The 22,836-nt window shown below is 68.1% G+C and carries 21 protein-coding genes; 16 read left to right on the plus strand and 5 right to left on the minus strand.

Annotated features, from left to right (window positions below; translation table 11 throughout):
• Window positions 1–37: 37 nt before the first annotated feature.
• Window positions 38–2,602 carry a leucine--tRNA ligase gene (leuS, locus tag FK219_RS03665; protein ID WP_152583079.1) on the minus strand — a complete coding sequence of 855 codons (2,565 nt, stop codon included), beginning with the start codon at window positions 2,600–2,602 and terminating at the stop codon, window positions 38–40.
• An 88-nt stretch (window positions 2,603–2,690) separates the two neighbouring features.
• Window positions 2,691–4,124, minus strand: coding sequence for an anthranilate synthase component I family protein (locus tag FK219_RS03670; protein WP_235923721.1), 1,434 nt, complete (start codon window positions 4,122–4,124; stop codon window positions 2,691–2,693).
• A gap of 12 nt (window positions 4,125–4,136) precedes the next feature.
• Here FK219_RS03670 and FK219_RS03675 point away from each other — a divergent pair, with 12 nt between their 5' ends.
• The 6 genes from FK219_RS03675 to FK219_RS03700 all read left to right on the plus strand — a co-directional run bounded on the left by FK219_RS03675 (window position 4,137) and on the right by FK219_RS03700 (window position 9,756).
• A complete protein-coding gene (locus FK219_RS03675; protein WP_152583080.1) occupies window positions 4,137–4,934 on the plus strand; it encodes an aminotransferase class IV in 798 nt (265 codons plus the stop codon).
• Between the two features lie 48 nt (window positions 4,935–4,982).
• Window positions 4,983–5,627 (plus strand): DedA family protein, encoded by a 645-nt coding sequence (locus FK219_RS03680; protein ID WP_152583081.1) that lies wholly within the window; start codon window positions 4,983–4,985, stop codon window positions 5,625–5,627.
• Window positions 5,628–5,711: 84 nt separating this feature from the next.
• The gene (locus tag FK219_RS13585; RefSeq protein WP_328821591.1) at window positions 5,712–7,301 is read left to right on the plus strand and encodes a DUF2510 domain-containing protein; all 1,590 of its coding nucleotides are present in this window, start codon (window positions 5,712–5,714) and stop codon (window positions 7,299–7,301) included.
• A 218-nt stretch (window positions 7,302–7,519) separates the two neighbouring features.
• Window positions 7,520–8,380: a DUF2510 domain-containing protein gene (locus FK219_RS03690; protein WP_152583082.1), complete on the plus strand. Its 861-nt coding sequence runs from the start codon at window positions 7,520–7,522 to the stop codon at window positions 8,378–8,380.
• Window positions 8,381–8,415: 35 nt separating this feature from the next.
• The gene (locus FK219_RS03695) at window positions 8,416–8,727 is read left to right on the plus strand and encodes a tryptophan synthase subunit alpha (protein ID WP_152583083.1); all 312 of its coding nucleotides are present in this window, start codon (window positions 8,416–8,418) and stop codon (window positions 8,725–8,727) included.
• Between the two features lie 204 nt (window positions 8,728–8,931).
• Entirely contained in the window at window positions 8,932–9,756 is an 825-nt protein-coding gene (locus tag FK219_RS03700; RefSeq protein ID WP_152583084.1) for a DUF2510 domain-containing protein, read from the plus strand.
• Window positions 9,757–9,771: 15 nt separating this feature from the next.
• On the opposite strand, the gene FK219_RS03705 is transcribed toward FK219_RS03700, so the two are convergent.
• Window positions 9,772–12,348, minus strand: coding sequence for a DEAD/DEAH box helicase (locus FK219_RS03705; RefSeq protein ID WP_152583085.1), 2,577 nt, complete (start codon window positions 12,346–12,348; stop codon window positions 9,772–9,774).
• 210 nt (window positions 12,349–12,558) lie between these two features.
• Window positions 12,559–13,377 carry a BtpA/SgcQ family protein gene (locus FK219_RS03710; RefSeq protein ID WP_152583086.1) on the minus strand — a complete coding sequence of 273 codons (819 nt, stop codon included), beginning with the start codon at window positions 13,375–13,377 and terminating at the stop codon, window positions 12,559–12,561.
• Window positions 13,378–13,555: 178 nt separating this feature from the next.
• Here FK219_RS03710 and FK219_RS03715 point away from each other — a divergent pair, with 178 nt between their 5' ends.
• The 7 genes from FK219_RS03715 (at window position 13,556) to FK219_RS03745 (ending at window position 20,774) form a co-directional block, all read left to right on the plus strand.
• Window positions 13,556–14,356: a DeoR/GlpR family DNA-binding transcription regulator gene (locus FK219_RS03715; RefSeq protein ID WP_152583087.1), complete on the plus strand. Its 801-nt coding sequence runs from the start codon at window positions 13,556–13,558 to the stop codon at window positions 14,354–14,356.
• Window positions 14,353–15,840, plus strand: a complete 1,488-nt coding sequence (locus FK219_RS03720; RefSeq protein ID WP_152583088.1) for an FGGY-family carbohydrate kinase — start codon at window positions 14,353–14,355, stop codon at window positions 15,838–15,840. The genes FK219_RS03715 and FK219_RS03720 overlap by 4 nt, the downstream gene beginning before the upstream one ends.
• A complete protein-coding gene (locus tag FK219_RS03725) occupies window positions 15,837–16,610 on the plus strand; it encodes an SDR family NAD(P)-dependent oxidoreductase (RefSeq protein ID WP_152583089.1) in 774 nt (257 codons plus the stop codon). The genes FK219_RS03720 and FK219_RS03725 overlap by 4 nt, the downstream gene beginning before the upstream one ends.
• Window positions 16,611–16,668: 58 nt before the next feature.
• Entirely contained in the window at window positions 16,669–17,973 is a 1,305-nt protein-coding gene (locus FK219_RS03730) for an ABC transporter substrate-binding protein (protein WP_152583090.1), read from the plus strand.
• 68 nt (window positions 17,974–18,041) lie between these two features.
• The gene (locus tag FK219_RS03735; RefSeq protein ID WP_152583091.1) at window positions 18,042–18,875 is read left to right on the plus strand and encodes a carbohydrate ABC transporter permease; all 834 of its coding nucleotides are present in this window, start codon (window positions 18,042–18,044) and stop codon (window positions 18,873–18,875) included.
• Window positions 18,872–19,690 (plus strand): carbohydrate ABC transporter permease, encoded by an 819-nt coding sequence (locus FK219_RS03740; protein ID WP_152583092.1) that lies wholly within the window; start codon window positions 18,872–18,874, stop codon window positions 19,688–19,690. The genes FK219_RS03735 and FK219_RS03740 overlap by 4 nt, the downstream gene beginning before the upstream one ends.
• Window positions 19,691–19,712: 22 nt before the next feature.
• Complete coding sequence (locus FK219_RS03745; protein WP_152583093.1) at window positions 19,713–20,774, plus strand: ABC transporter ATP-binding protein; 1,062 nt, start codon at window positions 19,713–19,715, stop codon at window positions 20,772–20,774.
• Window positions 20,775–21,033: 259 nt separating this feature from the next.
• On the opposite strand, the gene FK219_RS03750 is transcribed toward FK219_RS03745, so the two are convergent.
• Window positions 21,034–21,876 (minus strand): CPBP family intramembrane glutamic endopeptidase, encoded by an 843-nt coding sequence (locus tag FK219_RS03750; protein WP_152583094.1) that lies wholly within the window; start codon window positions 21,874–21,876, stop codon window positions 21,034–21,036.
• 109 nt (window positions 21,877–21,985) lie between these two features.
• Here FK219_RS03750 and FK219_RS03755 point away from each other — a divergent pair, with 109 nt between their 5' ends.
• The 3 genes from FK219_RS03755 to FK219_RS03765 are packed head-to-tail and all read left to right on the plus strand — an operon-like array spanning window position 21,986 to window position 22,796.
• Window positions 21,986–22,285 (plus strand): hypothetical protein, encoded by a 300-nt coding sequence (locus tag FK219_RS03755; RefSeq protein WP_152583095.1) that lies wholly within the window; start codon window positions 21,986–21,988, stop codon window positions 22,283–22,285.
• Window positions 22,282–22,545: a hypothetical protein gene (locus FK219_RS03760; protein WP_152583096.1), complete on the plus strand. Its 264-nt coding sequence runs from the start codon at window positions 22,282–22,284 to the stop codon at window positions 22,543–22,545. Before FK219_RS03755 ends, FK219_RS03760 begins: the two co-directional genes overlap by 4 nt.
• Window positions 22,546–22,580: 35 nt before the next feature.
• Window positions 22,581–22,796, plus strand: a complete 216-nt coding sequence (locus FK219_RS03765) for a hypothetical protein (protein WP_152583097.1) — start codon at window positions 22,581–22,583, stop codon at window positions 22,794–22,796.
• Window positions 22,797–22,836: the final 40 nt, after the last annotated feature.

A 22,836-nucleotide genomic window follows, 5' to 3' on the forward strand; every position in this document is an offset into this window, starting at 1 on the left:
ACACTCACGAGCGCCGCGCGGGAAACCGGGGAGAGCCCTACTTCTTGGTCGCGATGTTGACGACCCGCGGGGCGCGCGCGATGACCTGCGCGATCTCGCGGTCGCCGATGGCCCGCTGCACGGCCGCGGAGGCCCGCGCGAGCGCCTCGAGCTCGTCGTTGCCGATCTTAGGGCTCACCTCGAGCCGGTCGCGCACCTTGCCGTCGACCTGCACGACCGCGGTCACCTGGTCCTCGACGAGCAGCAGAGGGTCGGCCTTGCGCCAGCCGGCGAAGGCCACGAGGGTCTCCTTCGTGCCGTCGAAGTGGCCGAGGCGCTGCCACATGTCGTCCGCCGTGTGGGGTGCGTAGAGCGAGAGACCGACCGCGACGACCTCGACGGCCTCGCGCACCGCGGGGTCGCCCGCGCCAGGCCCCGAGTCGATGGCCTTGCGGATGGCGTTGACGAGCTCCATCGTGCGCGCGACGCCCACGTTGAACTTGAACGCCTCGATGAGCCCCGGCACTTCCGAGAGGTACTTGTGGGTCACGCGGCGCAGCGCCGTATCGCCCGTCTCCGGGTCGGCGCCGACGGGCGCGGTGACCTCGCCCGACAGCCGCCAGGCGCGGGCGAGGAACTTCTGCGAGCCCGTGACCGACACGTCGGCCCAGTCGATGTCGTCCTCCGGCGGGCCGGCGAACGCCATCGTGAGGCGCACGGCGTCGACGCCGAACCGGTCGAGCTCCTCGGTGAAGTACACGAGGTTGCCCTTCGACTTCGACATCTTCGCGCCGTCGAGAATGACCATGCCCTGGTTGAGCAGGGCGCTGAACGGCTCGGTGAAGCTCACGTACCCGAGGTCGAAGAGCACCTTCGTGATGAAGCGCGCGTACAGCAGGTGCAGGATCGCGTGCTCGACGCCGCCGATGTACTGGTCGACGGGCGCCCACTTCTCGGCCTGTGCGGGGTCGAACGCCTTCGTCGAGTCGCGCGGGTCGAGGAAGCGCAGGAAATACCAGGAGGAGTCGACGAAGGTGTCCATCGTGTCCGTGTCGCGGCGTGCGGGGCGCCCGTCGGGCGTCGTCGTCGCGACCCACTCCTCGAGGCCGCCGAGGGGCGAGGTGCCCTTCGGCTTGAGGTCCATGCCCTTCTCCCACGGCAGTTCGAGGGGCAGAGCATCCTGCTCCAGGGGCACCTCCTCGCCGTCCTCCGTGTACATGATCGGAATGGGCGTGCCCCAGTACCGCTGGCGGCTGATGAGCCAATCGCGCAGGCGATAGGTCTTGGATGCTCGGCCCGTGCCGCGCTCCTCGAGCAGCTCGATCGCCCGCTTGATGGCGTTCGACTTGCTGAGGCCGTCGAGGGGCCCCGAGTTGATGAGGCGCCCGTCGCCCGTGAGAGCCTCCCCCGTGATGGCCGGGTCGATGGTCGGCGGCTCCTCGTTGAGCATCTCCTCGGTGATGACGGGAATCGTGCCCGTCATGGGCGCGGTCGTGTCGACGACCATGCGAATGGGCAGGTCGTACGTGCGGGCGAAGTCGAGGTCGCGCTGGTCGTGCGCGGGCACGGCCATGATCGCGCCGTGGCCGTAGTCGGCGAGCACGTAGTCGGCCGCCCAGACGGGGATGCGCTCGCCGCTCACGGGGTTGATCGCCCAGCGGTCGAGGAAGACGCCGGTCTTGTCGCGCGTGGCGTCCTGCCGGTCGATCTCGCTCTTCTTCTGCGCCTGCTCGAGGTAGTCCTGGAACGCGGCGCGCACCTCGGGCGTCGACCCACTCGCGAGCTCGGCGGCAAGATCGCTATCGGGGGCGACGACCATGAACGTGGCGCCGAAGAGCGTGTCGGGGCGCGTCGTGAACACCGTCACGGGTGCCTCGTGGCCCTCGATGACGAAGTCGACGTCGGCGCCGACGGAGCGGCCGATCCAGTTGCGCTGCATCGACAGCACCTTGGCGGGCCACGAGCCCTCGAGCTGGTTGAGGTCGTCGAGCAGGCGGTCGGCGTAGTCGGTGATCTTGAAGTACCACTGGGTGAGCTTCTTCTTCACGACGACCGCGCCGGACCGGTCGGAGGTGCCGTCGGGCAGCACCTGCTCGTTGGCGAGCACCGTCTGGTCGACCGGGTCCCAGTTGACCCAGCTGTCCTTGCGGTAGGCGAGGCCCTTCTTGTACATCTCGAGGAACAGCCACTGGTTCCAGCGGTAGTACTCGGGGTCGGAGGTGTGCAGCACGCGGTCCCAGTCGAAGCTCGCGGCGTAGCGCTTCATCGACGCCTTCTGCTGCTCGATGTTCTCGTACGTCCACTCGCGCGGGTCGGCGCCGCGCTTGATGGCGGCGTTCTCGGCGGGCAGGCCGAACGAGTCCCAGCCGATCGGGTGCAGCACCGTGAAGCCGCGCTGGCGCCAGTAGCGCGCGACGATGTCGCCGAGCGCGTAGACCTCGGCGTGCCCCATGTGCAGGTCGCCCGAGGGGTAGGGGAACATGTCGAGGATGTACTTGCGCGGCTTGGACTCGGGCGCGTCGGAGGTCGAGAACGGCGCGAGCTCCTCCCACACCGGCGCCCAGCGCGCCTCGATGCGGCGGAAGTCGTAGTCGTTCTCGTCGTGCTCGTCGTGGTGGCTCACGCTGCTCACAGTTCTCTCACTCGCGGTGCTACAGGGGGTGGGTGCTCGTGCGGCGGCAGGCGGCGATGGCCGCGCCCGGCACGAACTCTCAGGGTACCGGGTGCTCCTGCGCGCCGAGCGCTCGCAGCAGGGCCGCAGCCTTGAGGTGCATCTCGGCCGTCTCCTCCGCCGGCTCGCTCAGCGCGGTCACGCCGCCGCCCGCTCCGATCGTCGCCGTCCGCCCCTCCAGCAGGATGCTGCGGATGACCATCGCCAGGTCGGCCGAGCCGTCCGCGCCGAGGTAGCCGAAGGCGCCGGAGTACACGCCGCGCGGCCCCGCCTCCCACTCGGCGAGCAGCTCGATCGCCCGCCGCTTGGGCGCGCCCGTCATCGACCCGGCGGGCAGGCACGCCGCGACCGCGTCGAGCGCGTCGAGGCCCTCCCGCAGCCGCCCTTGCACGGTGGAGACGAGCTGGTGCACGTGCGCGTAGCTCTCCACCTCGAGCAGCCCTGTGACGGCGACCGTGCCGACCTCGCCCACGCGGGAGAGGTCGTTGCGCATGAGGTCGACGATCATGAGGTTCTCGGCCTGCTCCTTGTCGCTCGCCTTCAGCTCCGCGGCGAGCGCCGCATCCCGCACGGGGTCGGCGTGGCGCGGCCGCGTGCCCTTGATGGGGCGCGTGCTCACCGTGCCATCGCTCACGCGCAGGAACGTCTCGGGGCTCGCACTCAGCAGAGTGGTGCCGCCGATGCGCAGCAGCGCCCCGTGGTGGGCGGGGCTGCCGCGCCGCAGCCGGCGATACACCTCGACGGGGTCGTGGTCCGCGTCGTGGGCGCCCACCACGCTCGCCTGCGTCGTGAGGCACAGCTGGTACGCCTCTCCTTCGCGGATCGCCTCCTGGCAGCGGGCCACGAGCGCCGCGTAGTGGGCGTCGTCGTCGCGCCACACGGCGGTGGCCGGTTGCGGGTCGGCGACGGGGGGCGGGGATGCTGCGCTCGCGCCGCGCACGAGCTCGAGCATCCGGTGCCGCCAGTCGGCGAGCTCGCCGCTCCACTGCCCCGTACCTGCTTCGTCGAGCGCCACGAGACTGACGGTGCCCGCCTCGTGGTCGATGAGCACGCCGCGGTCGACGCACAGCCACGCCGCACGGTGGTGACCCGGCACAGGCGGAACGGGCATGCCCATGGTCTCGCCCCGCAGCTCGTAGCCGAACCAGCCGACGAGCCCGAGCGGCACCGCGTCGTCGGCGCTGTCGCCTGCACCGTCGCGCTGCCGGCCGAGCGCGGACATGTCGGCGAGCGCCGCCCGCAGTGCCGGCAGCACGGGCTCCCCCTCCGGCAGGGGCACACGCTCGCCCACGGCGAGGAGGCTGCGGCCGGTGCGCGCCCCTACGCCGCTGTCGAGCCAGACGAGGCCGTCGGCGTCGGGGTGGGCGGCGTCGAGCCGCAGCAGGAGCGCCTCGGCGTCCAGCGCGGGCAGGCCTGCGAAGTCACCGTGGTCGCCGACGCGCCCGAGGGGCTCGACGAGCAGACCGTGACGCATACGCTGAATCCTATGAGTGAGGCACTGCACGTCTGGCGCGGGTCCACCGCGACCGACGGCCCGTGGCAGCCGGTCGACTGGTGCGACCCGCACGCGGGCGCCGTGCTCGCGGCCGACTCGTGGCGCGTCGTCGACGGCGCAGCGCGCGGCCTGCACCACCACCGCGATCGCTTCCTCGGCAGTGTCGCCGCACTCCTGGGCGAGGCGACCGAGCCGCAGGCGTTCTGGAGTGCGGCGCTCGCCCTCATCCCGAGCGAGGGCGACTGGTTTCCCCGTGTGGAGCTGCGGGCTCGCGGCGAGGGCGCGCAACTCTCCCTGCGCGTGCGCCCCACCCCCGCCACGAGCACGGAGGCCGTCGTCGCCACGGCACCGCACGACCCTCGCATCCAGCCGCGCATCAAGGGCCCTGACCTGGAGTCGCTGCAGCGCCTGCGCACGCTCGTGCAGCCGCACGGCGCGCAGGAGGCGATCATCCTCACTCCCACGGCGGAGGTCGTCGAGGGCGCGTACAGCTCGCTCGTGTGGTGGCGGGACGGGGTACTGCATCGCGTGGATGACGCTCTGCCGCGCATCCCGAGCGTCACCGAGCGCATCGTGACCGACGCGGCGACGGCAGAGGGTGTCGAGGTGCGCGCGGTGCAGGCGCACCCGCGCGACTTCGACGGCGCCGAGCTCTGGGTGCTGAGCGCCCTGCACGGCCTGCGGGTCGCGACCGACTGGGTGCAGGGGCCGCAGCTGGTTGTCGAGCCGGGGCGCGCCGAGCGAGGGCGGGTGTGGCTCGACGCCGCCCGTCGCCCGCTACTCCACTGAGCGCCGCGCGTCGCCCGCTGTTCACCTGAGCGGAGTACACCAGGGCCTGTGGATGCCCTCACCGAGTGGGTCGTCGCCGCGGCCGCATCGCCCTGGGCGCTGCCCGTCACGGCTCTCCTCACCGTCGCCGACGCGTTTCTCGTGGTCGTGCCGAGCGAGACGGTCGTCGTGGCTCTCGGTTCCCTCGCCGTGTCGGAGGGCACCCCGAACCCGTTCCTGCTCGTGCTCGTCGCCGCCCTCGCGGCTGTGGTGGGCGACAGTCTCACGTTCCTGCTCGGCAGCCGCCTCGGGGCGCCGCTGCTCGCCCGCGTGCGGCACGCCCGTGTGCGGGCCGTGTTCGCGTGGGCGGGCGAGAACCTGCAGCGGCGCGCGGCGCTCGTCATCCTCATCGCCCGCTACATTCCGTTCGGTCGCGTCGCCGTCAACCTCGTGGCGGGCGCCACAGGCTTCCCGTACCGCCGCTACCTGCCCCTGAGCCTGCTCGCCTGCTCGGCCTGGGCGGTCTACAACGTGGGGGTGGGTGCGGCCTTCGGCGCGTGGCTCGGCGACTACCCCGTGGTCGCCGTCGTCGTGTCGATCGTGGTCGCCATCGCGGTCGGTCTCGTGATCGACGCGGTGCGCATGCGACGAGAGGCTGCGCGGGGCCCCCGAGTAGGGGACACCACGACGGGGGACACCACGACGGGGGGATGACGAATCATCGCTCCTGAGCCCCTCGCCCCTTACACTGACGGGGGCCGGTGTTCCACAACCGGCGAACAAGGGGGAACGATAATCGTGGCAGAAGACGACTACGGTCGCGTTCCGGCGGGCTGGTATCCCGACCCGCTCGGACTGCCGCAGCTGCGCTGGTGGGACAACACCGCGTGGACCGAGCACGTCTCCGACGCCCGCCAGCCGATGGTGCCGACCGAGGCTCCCACCGCTCCCGCGGCCCCGACGATGTTCGCCGACGACGACCTCCCCCGGCGTCGAGACCTCCGTACCGCGTCGACCCCTGAGGATGCTCCGCTCGACGACCCCGCACGGGAGGGCTCCGAGCCCGAGCAGCCGGCCGTGCAGCAGCCCACCGCGAACGTACTGCGCCAGCTCGCCCCGCCGACGACGGGGGCCGTGCCGCAGCTCATCGAGCCCGGCGAGCAGGGCCAGCAGTCCGCGCAGCAGCAGTCGGCCGCGCCCCGCAGTGCCTCGTCTGCCCCCGCGAGCGGGCGGCCCGCCAACTCCGCTGCTGAGGCTTTCGCCGCGGCCGCCTTCGCCGACCTGCAGGCCGAATCCGAGCTCAAACCGCCGCAGGATCCGGCGCCCTCCCCCTGGGTTCCGCTGCAGCGCGACACCGACAGCGCGCCCGGATCGACGCCGGAGTCGACGCCCGGCCCCGTCTCGGCGAGCGGCAGTGCGCCGTGGGATCTCGGCGCGGGCTCGGCCCCGCAGCAGGGCAGCGCGCCCCACTACGGCTCGGCTCCGCAGCGGGGTTCGGCGCCGCAGTACGGCAGCGCGCCCCAGTACGGCTCCGCCCCGCAGTACGGTTCCGCTCCGCAGGGGTCAGCGCCGCAGTACGGCTCGGCACCTCAGTACGGCAGCGCCCCGCAGTACGGCTCCGCTCCCCAATACGGCAGCGCGCCCCAGTACGGATCAGCGCCCGGCTTCGCCTCGGCCCCCGGCGCCCCGCAGTACGCCCCCTACTCGCAGGAGTCGCCCCGCGCAGCGTCGGAGACCCGCCGCTCCGGAACCCACCAGGCGCTCGGAGCCCCCAGCGGCAACGTGCAGACCGTCGAGTCGTGGGCGATCGCGCTGCTGCCCATGCTGCAGCTGCTGCTGAGTCTGCTCGTCGTCGCCGCGTTCACGACCGGCCCGAGCCTCATCTTCATGGCAGCCATCTGGATCGTGCCCTACCCGATCGTGGCCGCGCTCGCCTACTTCGATGCCCGAACCCTGCGCCGCCGCGGCATCGACGCCCCCGCCAGTTGGCTGTGGGCCCTCGGCACGGCGCCCGTGTACCTGGCCGCGCGTGCCGTGCGACTGAGCCGCATCTCGGGTGCCGGGTTCGGCCCCGTGGCGGTGTGGCTGCTCGTCTCGGGTCTGGTGGGGGCATCCATTCTCGCCGTTCCCGGCCTCATCATCGCCGCGATGCCCGGCGTCTTCGCCGACCAGGCAGAAGAGACGATCCAGGCGAACGCACGCTCCATCGGCACCCAGCTGGAGGTGAACTGCCCCGCCTCGCCGCCCCTGTTCATCGGACAGCAGCTGCGGTGCCCCGCCACCAACTCCTCCGGCGAGAACCTCGTCGTCACCGTGAGCCTGCAGCGCGCCAACGGCTGGATCACCTGGCAGGTCGACGATTGGGGCATCTTCTCGTTCGTTCGATAAGCGAACGGCGCGCCTGCACCGACCTCGCAGGCCCGGCATACTCACAACCGAACACGTACCACCGCACCACCTACCCAGCAGCACCGCACAACTGAAGATCGCACACCGAACGTCGCGTGGAACCCGAACAGCTTCGCGACAGCCCCGCAGCACCGAACGCTGCGGGTGAAGCATCGCAACCCGGCCGGGGGGCCGGGAGCACACAGGGGGACCACATCATGACGACGACCGCGATTCAGGTGCCAGCAGGCTGGTATCCGGACCCGATCGCCACAGCTCACGGCGGCGAGGCGACGTACCGGCGCTGGTGGGATGGCGCGCAGTGGACCGAGCACGTCGAGGCACTCGCGCCCGTGCAGGCGCCGGTCTCGCGCGAGCCCCTGCAGGAGAGCAACGACCAGGTCGCGGCGCCGAGCGTGTACACACCCGCAGGGTCGGCGCCCGTGACGCTCACGCCGCGCGACTCCGCGCGCGCTGCGCACCGCATGTCGCTGCACTCCCCCAGCACCGACTCCGCGTACTCCAGCTCTTCGGCGACCGTGCCCTCCGCGGCGTACCCGAGCCCGGCCCCCGCGGGTCGCCGTTCCGCGCGGACGCCCGTGAGCGCCGTCGACCTCGAGACGGCACGCCCTCGTCGGCGTCGTGAGAGTGACCGCGCCGTCGTCTCCGAGGCCCTCGAGCCGCGCCAGCGCGTCTACACCGCCTCCGTCTGGCTCATGGCGACGATGCCCATCACCCAGGCCCTCCTGATCTTCGCCGTCTTCACGAGCCTGCCGCCCGAGAGCTCGGCCTGGACGCGCGGCCTCACGCTCATCTTCCCGTTCATCCTCTACGCGGCGCTCGCGGGGCAGGACACCCGGCTCATGGCCCTCGCCGGGCACCTGCGCACGGCGCCCTGGGTGACCGCGCTCGTCGTGCCCCCGGTCTACCTGGCCGTGCGCAGTGTGCGCATCGGTCGCACGACCGGCGCCATCGCGTGGCCGCTGTACGTGTGGCTGGTCGCCCAGGCTGCCGTCATCGGCACGTGGTGGGCTCTGGACCCCGCCGGCGTGCTCGCGACCATCGAGCCTCTGCTCTGACCCTTCCCCCACCTCCCTCGACGTAGGGTCGAAGGGTGAGCGACCGTGACCGGCCCCGAGGCGCGAGCCTCGAGGTTCTGCGCGCCGAGGCTCACGACGAGCTGCAGACGGTCATCCTCGCTCGCTGCCGTGACGGAGAGGACCCGTGGGACTTCATGACGGAGCTCCCCACCGTCGATGAGCTGGTGGTGTGGATGCTCCGGGCCGAGTCGATCCGCGCCGACCACGACCGGTTGCCCTCCCCGGCCCGCAACTATCGCGTACTGCGGCAGATCGCGCTCGACCACCCGGCCCTCACGACGACGGTGTGGCGCATGCTCGGCGACCTGGAGCGCGACGCTGGCTGACCTGCTCGGCGGCGAAGCGACCCCCGTTCTGTACCCCATCGAGTCCCCCTTACTGGGGACTGCGTGCTCGTAGGCTCCCGCACCCCCGCGCCGTAGACTTGCCGTCGACGAGCGTTGCGTTCACCCCACGGCCACTCCGCCGAGCGACGCGTCGTGTGACCCGCACCTCTGCGCTCCCGCTCCCGCCTTCCCCGAGGACCCACCATGACCGAAGGTTCGACCCTCCCCGTCGCCGGGTGGTACGACGACCCTGAGATCGCGCTGCGGCTGCGCTGGTGGGACGGCGCCCGGTGGACCCAGCACACTCGACCCAAGCCGATCGCGCACGGCGAGCCCGCCTCCCCCGGCGCCGCGGTCGCGCACGGCCACGCCTCGGCGACCGCCGCCGCGGTGGCCGACGTCGCGGTGACCGGCGTCGACACGACGACCGACGCGAATGGAGCGGCCGTCGCGGCCCCGGTCGGCGAGGAACCCTACTCGTACTCGGTGCCGTACTCCGCCACGCCGACCTCGGCTCCGTCGAGCGCCTCCACGGGTGACGCCGGGCCGCGCACGCAGCTCGGCACCTTCGGCATGCGATCGGTGACCCGCAGCGACCTGTGGAACACGGCCGCCCAGTCGATGGAGTACACCCCGGAGCGCACCACGACCCTCGCGGCCTGGATGCTCGCTGCCACTCCCCTCGTGGCCTTCCTCGCCCAGCTCGCCGTGACGGTGCTCACCGGCATCGAGTCGACGCCCTGGTTCTGGGTGCTCGCCGCGAGCCTTCTGCCCATCATGTGGATCATCGTCTGGGTGCGGCGCGACCGCGAGAAGCTGCATGAGTGGGGACACCTCGAGCGCGCCTCCGGATGGTGGGCGCTTCTCGGCAACGTCGGCTATCTCGCGGCACGAGGCATCGTCGTGCAGCGTCAAGCGGGCCGCGGCTGGTGGCCGCTCATCGTCACCCTGCTGCTCACCGCGGGGCTCGTGAGCCTCGGCATCTTCACCCCCGCCCTGTTCCTCGTCTTCATGACGCCCATCCAGTAGCGCGGGGCACCCCGGCTACAGGCGCTTCAGGCCCTCCACGCGCACGACCGCTTCGCCGCGCTCCGCGCTCTGCGCGAGGTCGACGGTCGCGTGGATGCCCCAGTCGTGATCGCCGGCCGGGTCGTCGATGACCTGGCGCACGCTCCAGAAGCCGGGGCCAGCATCCGGATCATTCTCGGAGATCTGCACGAGGGATGCTGCGCGCGCGCCGCCCGCCGTGCCCATGCTCTCGTGCTCGGCGTAGTAGGCGTCGAGCGCCTCGGGCCAGCCCGCCTCCGGGTCGAGCTCGACGAGGTCGTCGTCGCGCTGCAGCGCCGCGAGCTGCACGCGGCGGAACAGCTCGTTGCGCACGAGCACGGTGAATGCCCGCCGATTGGTCGTGACGTCCGGCGGGGGCGGCGGCAGGATCGGCTCGCCGTCCACAACGTCGGAGTGAGGCGCCGTGAGCTGCGCCCACTCGTCCTGCAGGCTCGAGTCGACCTGCCGCACGAGCTCACGCAGCCACTCGATGATGTCGAGCACGTCCGGCGTCTTGGCGTCGTCGGGGATCGTCTGGCGGAACGCGCGGTCGGCGTCGCTCAGGTAGCGCAGCAGGAGGCCCTCGCTGCGGGCCAGCTGGTAGTGGCTCACGTACTCGGTGAAGCTCATGGCCTTCTCGAACATGTCGCGCACGACCGCCTTGGGGCGCAGCTCGACGTCGCGGATCCACGGCTGGGTGGCCGCGTAGGTCTCGAACATGGCCTCGAGCAGGTCGGCGAGCGGGCGCGGATGCGTGATGTCGTCGAGCGCCTCCATGCGCTCGTCGTACTCCATGCCCTGCGCCTTCATGCGGCCGATCGCCTCGCCGCGCGCCTTGTGCTCCTGCTGCCGCAGCACGGGCCGCGGGTCGTCGAGGGTGGCCTCGATGACGCTCACGACGTCGAGCGCGTAGTGCGGGGCGGCCTCGGGCGCCGCGCCGGGGACTGTGTGCTCATCGTCGGCGCCCGGCGCGGGCGGCGCGACCGTCGTGGCGTCGTCCTCCGGGTCGAGCGACTCGATGACGGCGAGTGCGAAGGGGCTGAGCGGCTGATTGAGCGCGAAGTTGGGCTGCAGATCGACCGTCAGGGTGATGCGCCCGCCGGGCTCGATGACGACGACGCCCGCGCGTACGAGGGTCTTGGCGATGCCGAGCGCGCGGCGCACGAGCTCGCGCTGCCGGTGCGGCGGCTCGTGGTTCTGCGTGAGCAGCGCCCGGGCGTTGCCGAAGACATCTCCCCCGCGCGCGATGAGGTTGATGAGCATCGCCGCCGACACCTGCATGCGACTCTCGAGCGGTTCGGGCGCTCCGCCGATGAGCCGCTCGAAGCTCGTCTCGCTCCACGTGACGAAGCCGGCGGGTGCCGACTTGCGCACGATCTTCTTCTTCTTTTTCGGGTCGCTGCCCGCCTTGGTGGTCGCGGCGTGGTTCTCGACCTCGTGGTCGGGAGCCTGCACGACGACGAGCCCGGCCGTGTCGTAGCCGGCGCGACCGGCGCGCCCCGCAATCTGGTGGAACTCGCGCGCGCTCAGCTGCCGCATCTTCTCGCCGTCGAACTTGCTGAGCGCCGTCAGCAGCACCGTGCGAATCGGCACGTTGATGCCGACGCCGAGCGTGTCGGTGCCGCAGATGACGCGCAGCAGTCCGCGCTGGGCGAGCACCTCCACGAGTCGCCGGTACTTGGGCAGCATGCCGGCATGGTGCACGCCGATGCCGCTGCGCACGAGGCGGCTGAGCGTCGTGCCGAATCCGGTGGTGAAGCGGAAGTCGCCGATCGCGGCGGCGATCTCGTCGCGCTGCTCCCGGGTGATGATGCGGATGCTCGACAAAGCTTGAGCGCGCTCCATCGCGGCCGCCTGGCTGAAGTGCACGACGTAGATCGGCGCCTGCCCGTCGTCAAGCAGCGTCTGCACGGTCTCGTGCACGGGAGTCTTCACGTAGTCGAACGTGAGCGGAATCGGCCGCTCGGCGTGCGTCACCTCGCTCACGGGGTGGCCCGTGCGGCGCTGCAGGTCGTCGGCGATGGGCGTGACGTCGCCGAGGGTCGCACTCATGAGCAAGAACCGCGCGTGGGTCAGCTCGAGCAGCGGCACCTGCCACGCCCAGCCCCGATCGGGGTCGGCGTAGTAGTGGAATTCGTCCATGACGACAAGCCCCGCCTCGACGTCCGACCCGTGGCGCAGGGCCTGATTCGCGAGAATCTCGGCTGTGCAGCAGACGATGGGCGCATCCCCGTTGACGCTGCTGTCGCCCGTGACCATGCCGACGTTCTCCGCGCCGAAGATCTCCACGAGGGCGAAGAACTTCTCGCTCACGAGCGCCTTGATGGGGGCGGTGTAGTAGCTGCGCTGGCCCTGCGCGAGGGCGATCGCGTGGGCGGCGACCGCGACGAGGCTCTTGCCGCTGCCGGTCGGGGTGGCGAGGATCACATGCGCGCCGGCGACGAGCTCGAAGATCGCCTCCTCCTGCGCGGGGTAGAGCGTGAGGCCTTCGTCGGTCGCCCAGTTCTCGATCGCGTCGAAGGCAGCACCGGCCTCGTAGGGGGCGGGCATGCGGTCTAGCAGCGAGGAGGTCATCGCCTCCAGTCTCCCCCACCCGCCCGGGTCACAGTCTCCACAGCTCAGGACTCACCGACACCGGCTTCGTCTCCACAATTCAGGAGTGCCTGCTCGGAGACGGCGGTTCGGGATGCTCGCACGGCGTGTCGACGGGGTGCGAGCATCCCGAACTCCTGAATTGTGGAGACGGAGTTGTAGTGGGGCGAGCGCGAGAGCGCGTTGTCGCCGCTAGGCGAGGGTGGCGCGGAATTCGCGGGCGGCCGTCATCAACTGCACCACACGTGCAGGGTCGACCGTGTTCTCAAAGCGACCCTCTCGCTTGAAGTAGGTGCCGACCACCGCACCATCAGCAATCGACAGTTGCTCGCCGACGTTCTCGGCCCGAACACCCGTGTTCACGAATACCGGAACGGTGCCTGCGGCGTTCTTCACGATCGAAAGGGCTTGTGTGTCAGTCGGCGCTCCCGCGGTCGCACCCGAGACGCACAGCGCATCGGGCAGAGTAGCGAACACGGTGGTCTTGGCGATCGAGGCGAGGTCGCGGTCGGCCAGGTACTGTGCCGACTCAGGAACGATGTTGAACAGCAACTTGACGTGCGAGGCACCGATCCGAGCGCGGTGACGCGCCACCTCGCCGACGTTGGTGTTCCACAGCCCGAAGTCGCTCGCGTAGACCCCAGTAAAGATCTCGCGTACCCACTGGGCGCCGGTCGCCATTGCCAGGTCGATCGATGCTCGAGCATCCCAGAGCACGTTGACGCCGAACGGCGCAGTGATTTCCGAGCGCAGCTCCCCGATGACGCGCGCCATGGTGATGGCAGTGATTGGCTCGGTCTGCGTCAGGTACGGAAGGCTGAACTCGTTGGAGAACATGACGCCGTCGACACCGCCTGCCTGCAGGTCGTGTAGTTCCTGACGAGCACGCGCGATCACTGCGTCGAGGCCCGCTGACGAATCGTACCCGGGGTCGCCCGGCAGCGCAGACAAGTGCAGCATCGCGATCACAGGCTTCTTCACCGCGAAGATGTCGTCCAACCAGGTGGTCATGATGCTCCTTTTCTGCTGCCCGACAATCAGAGTCGGCGTGATCGAGTGCGCAAGGCGGATGAGATGTCATCCCGCGACATGTCAAATGTTCCCACATTTCTCGCACTACTGGGAACCTTTTACAGAAATGTAACCAAAAAGGTGTTACAAGATCACAGTTTGCGTCTACTGTGGTCACATGTCAGTTCAAGGGCGACGAGCGCTGATCGAACAGCGCGTACTCGACGAGGGCGAGATCGACTTCACCAGTCTCGCCACTGAGCTCGGCGTGTCGGAAATGACGATTCGTCGTGACATCGAGGCACTGGAGCTCAAAGGCGTGTTGCGACGCGTCATGGGCGGTGCGATCTCGGTCGGGTCTGCTGCCGCGGAACCCTCCTTTGAAGCGAGAGCCGCCCTGGCTGCGACCGAGAAGGCACACATCGCCTCCGCCGTGGTCGATCTCCTCCATGAAGGAGAAACGGTGATCATCGACAGTGGCTCGTCGGCGCTCGCCGTAGCTCGAGAGATCCGATCGCGGCACCTGCCCCTCACGGTCATCACCCCCAGCCTGTTGGTCGCGACGGAATTGAGTTCGGAAGTCGATTCCGAGGTCTACGTCACCGGCGGCCAGTTGCGCCCGGGCGAGCTCAGCCTCATCGGAGCGGGAGCTCAAGAGAGCTTCGATCGATTCAACGCGAGCACATTCGTGATGGGCGTGGCCGGCGTAGACGAGGGCGCTGGCGTCACCGACTACCACTACGACGAGGCGCACGTGAAGCGCGCCGCGGCACGATCGGCCCAGCGCATCATTGTGGTCGCCGACTCGAGCAAGCTCGGGCGGGTGCAGCTGATCTCAATCGCCGACCTCGCCGACCTCGACACCCTCGTGACAGATGGGCCTCCTGAGCACCCCGCGTTGCGCAGCGCCCAATCAGCAGGAGTCACCGTGATCTGTGTCCAACCGCCCGCCTCGTCGATGAAGGGGCAGCTCACATGAAGGCCAGCATCACGCTCGGGATCGACATCGGCACGACCGGCACGAAGGTGGTCGCTTTCGACGCGGCCGACGGCCGCCTCACAGCCGTGAGTCGAAGCGTCACCGCGAACGCCGACGGCCCTGGAATCGCAGAGGCTGATCCTCGGGAGTGGATCGAGAACACGATTTCAGCGATCGCTGACTTGCTCGCCCACCATCAGCTCGATGCCCGCCGCGTTGCGGCGATCTCGACCACCGGCATGGTGCCGGCCGTGCTCCTGCTAGGTGATGATGGCATGCCGCTTCGGCGCGCCATCCTGCAGAGCGACGCTCGAGCTGTCGACGAGATTGCGCAGGTGGCCGACTACCTCGAACCATTCTCCCCCGTGGAGACGACCGGCAGTGCCGTGAGCCAGCAGTCCGTCGCCCCCACGCTCCTCTGGCTTCAGAAGCATGAACCGGAGATCTGGTCCCGCACACGAGTCGTCGTCGGTGGATACGACTGGATTCTCATGCACCTCGGCGGTCGACCGCACGTCGAGCAGAACTGGGCACTCGAATCTGGTCTATTCACGATCGCGGGAGAGCGATTTGCGCAGGCCTTCTCGGCAGCGCAGATCGAGCAGGACAGGGTTCCCGATATCGCCGCACCCGGAACCGTCGTGGGCTCGCTGTCGCGTGAGATGGCGGAGCGCACCGGCCTTCCCGCCGGAATTCCTCTCGTCGTCGGTGGTGCCGATCATGTGCTCTCGGCCTACTCAGCCGGCGTGCGGACTTCCGGCGACTGGCTCATCAAGCTCGGTGGAGCAGGCGACATCCTGGTTGCGAGCGAGAAGGCTCTGGTCGACGAACGCCTCTACCTTGATGCGCATCCTGTTCCTGGACTCTGGCTTCCCAACGGCTGTATGGCGACATCGGGAAGTCTCATCCGGTGGTTCCAAGCATTGACCGGCGGAGCCGAGCTCCTCCGACTAGATGATGAAGCTGATATGGAGCCAGCTGGCGCGCTCTTCTGCCTCCCCTATTTCCTCGGCGAGAAGAGCCCCCTCCACGACCCCGACCTCCGCGGGGCTTTCGTCGGACTCCATCTCGGCACCTCGCGCGGAGCCATGTATCGCGCGGTACTGGAATCGATCGCCTTCGGATTCCGACACCATGCTGACGTTTTCGGTGACCTGGGCTTGCCCCTCTCCCGGGCTATGGTCACGAACGGGGGGTCGAAATCCACGCTCTGGAAACAGATCCACGCGGACGTTCTCGGCACCGACCTCAACCCGATTGTCGATCATCCTGGGGCCTCCTTCGGTGCTGCCGTCATCGCTGCGATCGGCGTCGGCCTGATTGACGAGTGGACCGATGTCGACCGGTACGTCTCCCTCGGTCCGATAGTTCATCCCGACCCGGCTCGCGTGTCACAGTACGACGCCGCGTACCGCGAATGGCGCGAACTCAGTGTCGCCCTCACCCCGTTCTCCCACTCCCTCTCTCGAAAGGCACACTCATGACCTCCGTCGTCGTCATCACCGGAAGCGGATCCGGTATCGGCCGATCAATCGCCGTCTCGCTTGCCGACCGTGGCTGGAGCGTTGTCGCCACCGACCTGAACGAGGCCGCCGCCGCCGAGACCGCCAAGTTGCTGTCGACGGCAGGGGGGCAACAGCACATGAGCCGACAGCTCGATGTCACCGACGCCGCGGCTGTGACGGCGGTCGCGGACGAGATCGCCGACACCCTGGGGCTCGACGCTTGGGTCAGCAACGCTGGTGTCTCTTTCATGCAGCCATTCGTCGACATCTCTCTGGAGAAGCTCGACCTCACACTGGCCGTCAACCTCAAAGGTGTCTTCCTCTGCGGTCAAGCGGCCGCCCGCGCCATGATCCGCACCGGTCGAGAGGGCCGCATCGTCAACACCGCGTCGATGGCGGGCAAGCAGGGACGCGTCCCATTCTTGGCAGACTATGTGGCCTCCAAGTTCGGTGTCGTGGGCCTGACTCAGGCGATGGCGTTCGAACTGGCGGAGCACAAGATCACCGTGAACGCCGTCTGCCCTGGCTTCGTCGCCACCGCCATGCAAGAGCGCGAACTGGCCTGGGAAGCCGAGCTCAGCAACTCCACCCCCGAGGCCGTTCGTGACTCGTGGGTTGCCGCGACTCCGCTTGGCCGCCTACAGCAGCCGGAAGACGTGGCGCGCGGCGTCGCCTTCCTGCTCTCTGATGACGCCTCCTTCATCACCGGCGAATCGCTGTCGATCAACGGCGGCGCCTACATGGACTGACCCGCTGACCGTCAGCGGCAGACCCCGCACCACACCAACATAGAAAGGAAGTGACGCAATGAGTATTCGACGCAACGCGCTACTGGCCGCTATCGGCCTCACGTCAGCACTCGCCCTGACCATCTCAGGATGCGCAGGAACCGGTGGCACGGAAGCCCCCGCCTCCTCCGGGCAGGGCGACATCCCCTCCGACACCGAGGGCACCGTCCGTATCTTGATGGAGAGCGTTCCCGACACCGACATCGTCGTAGATCTGGTCGACTCGTTCAACGAGGAGTACCCGGGCATCGCGGTGGAGATCGAGACGCTCGGTTTCGACCAGATGCGCGACAAGCTCATCGCTTCGTTCCAGTCGAGCGAGCCGACCTACGACTTGATCGTCGTGGACAACCCCTGGATGGACGACTTCGTCGACGCGGGGTTCCTGCAGCCTCTCGATGACAGGATCACCACGACCACCGACTACGCAGCAGAAGACTTCTTCCAGCCGCTCGTCGACATCACTGAGGTCGACGGCGTGCGCTACGGCGTTCCGTTCTACAACTACGCTCTCGGCTACCTGTACCGCACCGACCTCTACGAAGAGGCCGGGCTCTCCGTGCCGTCGACGCTCGACGAGCTCGTCGCCAACTCGCAGGCTCTCACCACGAGCGAGCGGACAGGCATCGCGATGCAACCGCAGCGCGGCTACAAGATTTTCGAAGAATGGGCGAACTGGCTCTTTGCGGCCGGCGGCTCGATCTACGACGAATCGGGGGCACCCACCCTGAACACCCCGGAGGCCCAGGCTGCGCTCGAGGCGTACATCGAGGCCTTCACGACCGCCGCGCCGGCAAACAGCTCCAACTGGGCATTCGATGAGGCGTTCCGGTCGGTGTCGGGCGATCAGTCGGCAGCGATGATCAGCTACAACTGGAACCTGCCAGGGCTCAACGACCCCGAGGGCGCTTCCGGCGACCTCGCGGGGTCATTTGCCCTGGCACCTATGCCCGGCGGCAAGCAGGTCTTGGGTTCCTGGAGCTGGGCGATTCCGGCAAACTCCGCGGCCTCCGATGCGGCCTGGGCCTTCGCAGCCTGGATCACTTCCACCGAGGTCGACGTCGAGCGCGTCGTGGCCGGTGGCGCTGCCATTCGTGAAAGCACGCTGACTGACCCGACGGTGCTCGAGTCGGGATTCGGGGAGGACTACTACGCGGCGATCATCGAGATTCTGTCGGATGCCGCGCCTCTGTCGCAGGGTCTCGGTGGCGAGGAGATGATCCAGGCCGTGGGAACCGAACTGAGTGAAGCGGTCGCCGGAACGAAGACGGTCGAGCAGGCACTGGCTGACGCTCAGGCTGCCGTCGAGCGTATTCAGCGCTAGCGACTCGCACCACACCAACTGAGGAAAGGAACCCGACAGTGACGCGAATGACGAGATTCCGGTGGGGAATGCTCGCACCCGTCTTGGCCATTACAGGCGTCGCTGTCGGGTTTCCCCTCGGGTACGCGTTCTATCTGAGCCTGACGGACTACCGACTTACGAGCCGCGGGGCTCCCGATGTGGTCGGCCTCGAGAACTACTTCTTCGTGCTCACGGACCCCCGCATGTGGAACGCCTTCTCGAACACCGCCACCTACGTGATCATCGCGGTGGCGTTGCAGACCCTGCTGGGTCTCGCCATTGCTCTCGCCCTGCAGAAGCAGCAATGGGCACGCGACCTCACCCGGGCGATGCTGCTTGCACCGATGTTCATCACCCCGATCGCCGTCGGCCTGACCTTCCGATTTCTTCTGAACGATCAGCTCGGCGCTCTCCCGGCGATGCTGCGATCTCTCGGAATCGACTACGACTTCTTCGGCCCCGGCAACGCGCTCTTCACCCTCGCCTTGATGGACGTTTGGCAGTGGACACCGTTCATGGTGTTGCTGCTCCTGGCCGGACTGGAATCGGTACCGCGCCAGCCTCTCGAGGCCGCGAAGGTCGACGGTGCGAGTGCCTGGTATGCCTTCCGCCGCGTGGTGTTGCCGTTGCTCACCCCGGTACTGACCGTTGCCGTGCTGTTGCGTTCTCTTGATGCCCTCAAAGTGTTCGAATATGTCTACGCTACGACTCGCGGCGGGCCCGGCACCGAGACCGAGACGATCCAGTACTTCACCTATCAGACAGGTATCCAGTTCTTCCGACTCGGCGAAGCATCCGCCGTTGCTTTCGTCCTGCTCGCGATCGTGCTGACCCTGATCGTGCTCTTGTTCCGCCGACTGCAAAGGAGCGCCGCACGATGACCCGACGCGTCAGCCCGTGGGGCATCGCCCGCACTCTGCTGCTGTGGGCGGCCGCCGTAACGGTCGCCTTCCCGATCATCTGGGTGGCCCTGGCTAGCTTCAAGTCGCCAGCGCAGCTCAACGACCCCGGGTTGTTCTTGTTCTCTCCCAATCTCGACAACTGGGCACGCGTCTTCGAAGCGGGGATCCTTGATGCGGCGGGACGCAGCGCGTTCGTCGCCGCAGTGACGGTGTCGATCAGTGTCGTCGCCGGTTCCATGGGCGCCTACGCGATTTCTGCGTACAAGGCCGGTGGCTCGGCCACACGATTCGGCATTCTCGCCGCTCAAGTGCTCCCGCCCGCGGTCTTGGTCTTCCCGTTCTTGACGATGGCCTACGCCCTGAGAATCGACAACACCTACGTCCCGATCATCTTCGCTCACTTGAGCTTCGTCTTGCCGGTCATCACGTGGTTCCTCATCGGATTCTTCGATGCGGTTCCGCGGTCGTTAGAGGAGCAGGCCCGCGTCGACGGCTTCTCGAGATTCGCCGCGTTCCGCCTCGTGGTGATCCCCCAGGTATTGCCAGGAATCGGTGCGGCCGCCATCTTCGGCTTCACACTGTCGTGGAACGACATGTTCTACGGCCTGATCCTGGCCCCCACCCGCGAAACGATCCTCCCGGTGGCCATCGCGGCGTTCAATACCTTCCGCGGAGTGGAGCTCGGCGCCATGAGCGCTGCCATCATCATCGCCGTGGTGCCCGTGGTGATCGCGAGTTTCTTCATTCAACGTCGACTGGTGCAAGGCATCAGCGGCGGCGCAGTCAAGTTCTAGTTCTCACGAGAGGTTCGTCGTCATGGCAGAGGTCCGATTCAACAAAGTGCGCAAGCAGTACGGGTCCACGGTGATCGTCGACGATGTCGACATCGACTTTCCCGACGGCTCGCTCACCGTTCTGGTGGGTCCCTCCGGCTGCGGAAAGTCAACCTCCCTTCGCATGCTCGCCGGCCTGGAGGAGATCAGCGGTGGTGAGATCACGATCGACGGACGCGTCGTGAATGGCTTGGAGCCGAAAGATCGTGACGTCGCCATGGTGTTCCAGAATTACGCCCTGTACCCGCACCTCTCGGTACTGGAGAACATCGCGTTTCCCTTGCGTGCTACGCGATCACCTCGGTCGGATGCTCTCGCACGCGCGCAGGAAGTTGCCGACTCGCTCGGCCTCGGTGCCTTGACGTCTCGCAAGCCGAAAGACCTCTCGGGTGGGCAACAACAGCGCGTCGCGATTGGTCGTGCGATCATCCGCCAGCCTTCCGTCTTCCTCTTTGATGAGCCGCTGAGCAACCTCGACGCGAAGCTTCGCGTCGAGACGCGATTCGAGCTGATGCAGATTCAGCGTCGACTGGGAATCACTGCGGTGTACGTCACGCACGACCAGGAAGAAGCGATGACGATGTCCGACCGCATGGTCGTCATGCGTGACGGCAGGGTCGCTCAGAGCGGCCGCCCCGACGAGATCTATGCTCGCCCCAACAGTGTGTTCGTGGCGACATTCGTCGGTAGCCCCAAGATGAATGTCATCACCGGCACCATCAGTGACGGCGACTTTCGCTCATCGGGAGGCAGCCGCATCCGCGCTGCAGGTGTGACGACACGAGATTCTGTGATCCTCGGTGTGCGGCCTGATGATCTCGTGCTGTCGCCCACGGACTCAGCCTCGGCTCGTGTGGCGTTGATCGAGTTGCTCGGTCCTCGGGCGATCGTTCACGTCGACTCCGGTGATGATCGCCTTACGAGCGTCGTCGACGCAGCCGGTCTCTCACAACTCTCTGTCGGCACGCCAGTCGACCTCGCCGTCCGCGCCACAGCTGCGCACCTATTCGACCCGATCACTGAAGCGCGGCTCAGCGACCAATAGTCGCCCTGGCGCGAGCAATACCTCGGTCAGGGGAGCAGCAGAAGCCCCTGGGCGGTGTTCTGGGCTACTGGTCCACCTCTGAACCGTCCCCACGCGTGTGAAGCCGGACACCGGGCCGGCCTCCACAATTCAGGAGTCGGCACTCTCCAACAGCGGTTCGGGATGCTCGCACGGCGTGTCAACGGGGTGCGAGCATCCCGAACTCCTGAATTGTGGAGATGCCCGCGCGCTCGAGGCGCGAGGGCCCTGCTGCGGCGCGCTACTGCGGCGCCGGGATGAGGAAGAACGGGAAGACGCCCGGGTTGTGGGCGTGCACGATCGCGAGGAAGACCACGAGGTCGAACAGCAGGTGCACGATGATGACGTAGGTGAGCGACTTGGTGCGGTGGAAGATCCAGCCCTGGAGGAGCGCGAAGGGGATCGTCATGAGCGGCCCCCACTCCTGGTAGCCGAGCTCCCACAGGAATGAGACGAACACGATCGCCTGCAGGATGTTGGCGAAGAGCACGGGGAAGTGCCGCAGCAGCAGCACGTAGCACGTGCAGATGAAGAAGAGTTCGTCCCAGATGCCGACCGCGTTGACGCCGACGAAGAGCCGCGCCACTTCGGAGAACTCGGAGACGGCCGGCCAGTTGAGGTACGCGCCCGAGGAGATGAAGTAGAACGGCAGGATGAGCCAGCCGAGGAACGGCACGGCGAACAGGTACGACTTCTCCCAGGGCTGCCACTTCTGCCCGCTGCGCCACGGGAAGCGAATCACCCGGCGCCGGAACACGAACCGGTCGAGCACAAAGGGCACGGCGACCGCGAGGCTCAGCACGAACCCGAGCAGGAAGAAGTTGGGCCACGAGATGTCGGCCTTGACGCTCACGGTGCTCACGACGATGAGGCCCGCCGCGATGATGCCGAGATCGCGCGTGAGCTCGCGGTCAACGAAGTAGGCCACGACGAGGCCGATGACGAGCCAGGGATAGCCAACCAGACGGTTCTCGAAGCCGAAGAGCGGTATCGCGCTCGTGACGACGATGAACGCTGGCGCGAGCTTCCAGCTCCACAGCGGCTTCGGGGCGGCGATCTCGGGGCTGGTCTGGGCGACGGGCATACGAGCATCCTCTCAGGTGCTCCCGAAACCCGGGTGCGTCGTTCGCCTCCTCTTTCTGCGCAATGTCAACCCCGTTGTGCGGATGCTCGCACCTCGATTCACTGGCCGCATGACTGAAGACACCGCACGGGAGAACCACCACGGCGATCGCCGTGACGACGACCCCACCACCGACCCCTCCGGCTTCGGGGACGAGATGACCTCCGACGAGTACGAGCAGGTCGACCTCAGCGGCACCGACGACCGCGGTGTTGAGGGAACCGACCCCGATCTGACGGTGCCGGGCGCGAGCGACACCGAGGAGTCCGGCGGGCAGGGAGCGGACGACCGCTACGTGGGGGGCGAACTCGGCGGCGGTGCGATCGGCGCCGAGATCGACGAAGACGAGACCGAAGGAGATGAAGCATGAGCGACACCAGCCACGGAACCAATGCTGATGACGGACAGTTCAACCCGCTGATTCCCGAGGGCCCGCCGCCCGGCGAGGATCGCGAGGCCACGAGCTCGCGCGATGCCGAGAACTCGCGCGACGACACGACGAGCATCGACCCGCGCAGCGACCCGCCCCAGACCGACGAGGACGGCGAGCCCATCGACGACGGCATGGGCGCGAACGACGAACCGGATGCCGCGGGAGAAGACGAGCCCGTTCCGGGTATCGACGAGTAGTGCCGACGAGAAGACGACAGAGTAGGAGCACGACCATGGCGAAGCACACGAACGGTGACCACGCTGACGAACCCACGCAGGGCGACAACCCCGGCGCGCAGGGTGACATCGGCGCCGGGCAGGCCGAGGCCGACGAGACGGACCCCGAACTGGACGAGGACGACGAGTTCGCTCCCGACCTGGAGGACTTCGTCGATCGCGACCCGGGCGAGGACGCCACGTCAGTGAACGGCGGCAACGCCGACCGCTGACCGCGGCGCGAGCGCCGTCTGCTGACGGTCCCCCCACACG

The organism is Microcella pacifica (genome assembly GCF_009371975.2).
GTDB classification, from domain to species: domain Bacteria; phylum Actinomycetota; class Actinomycetes; order Actinomycetales; family Microbacteriaceae; genus Microcella; species Microcella pacifica.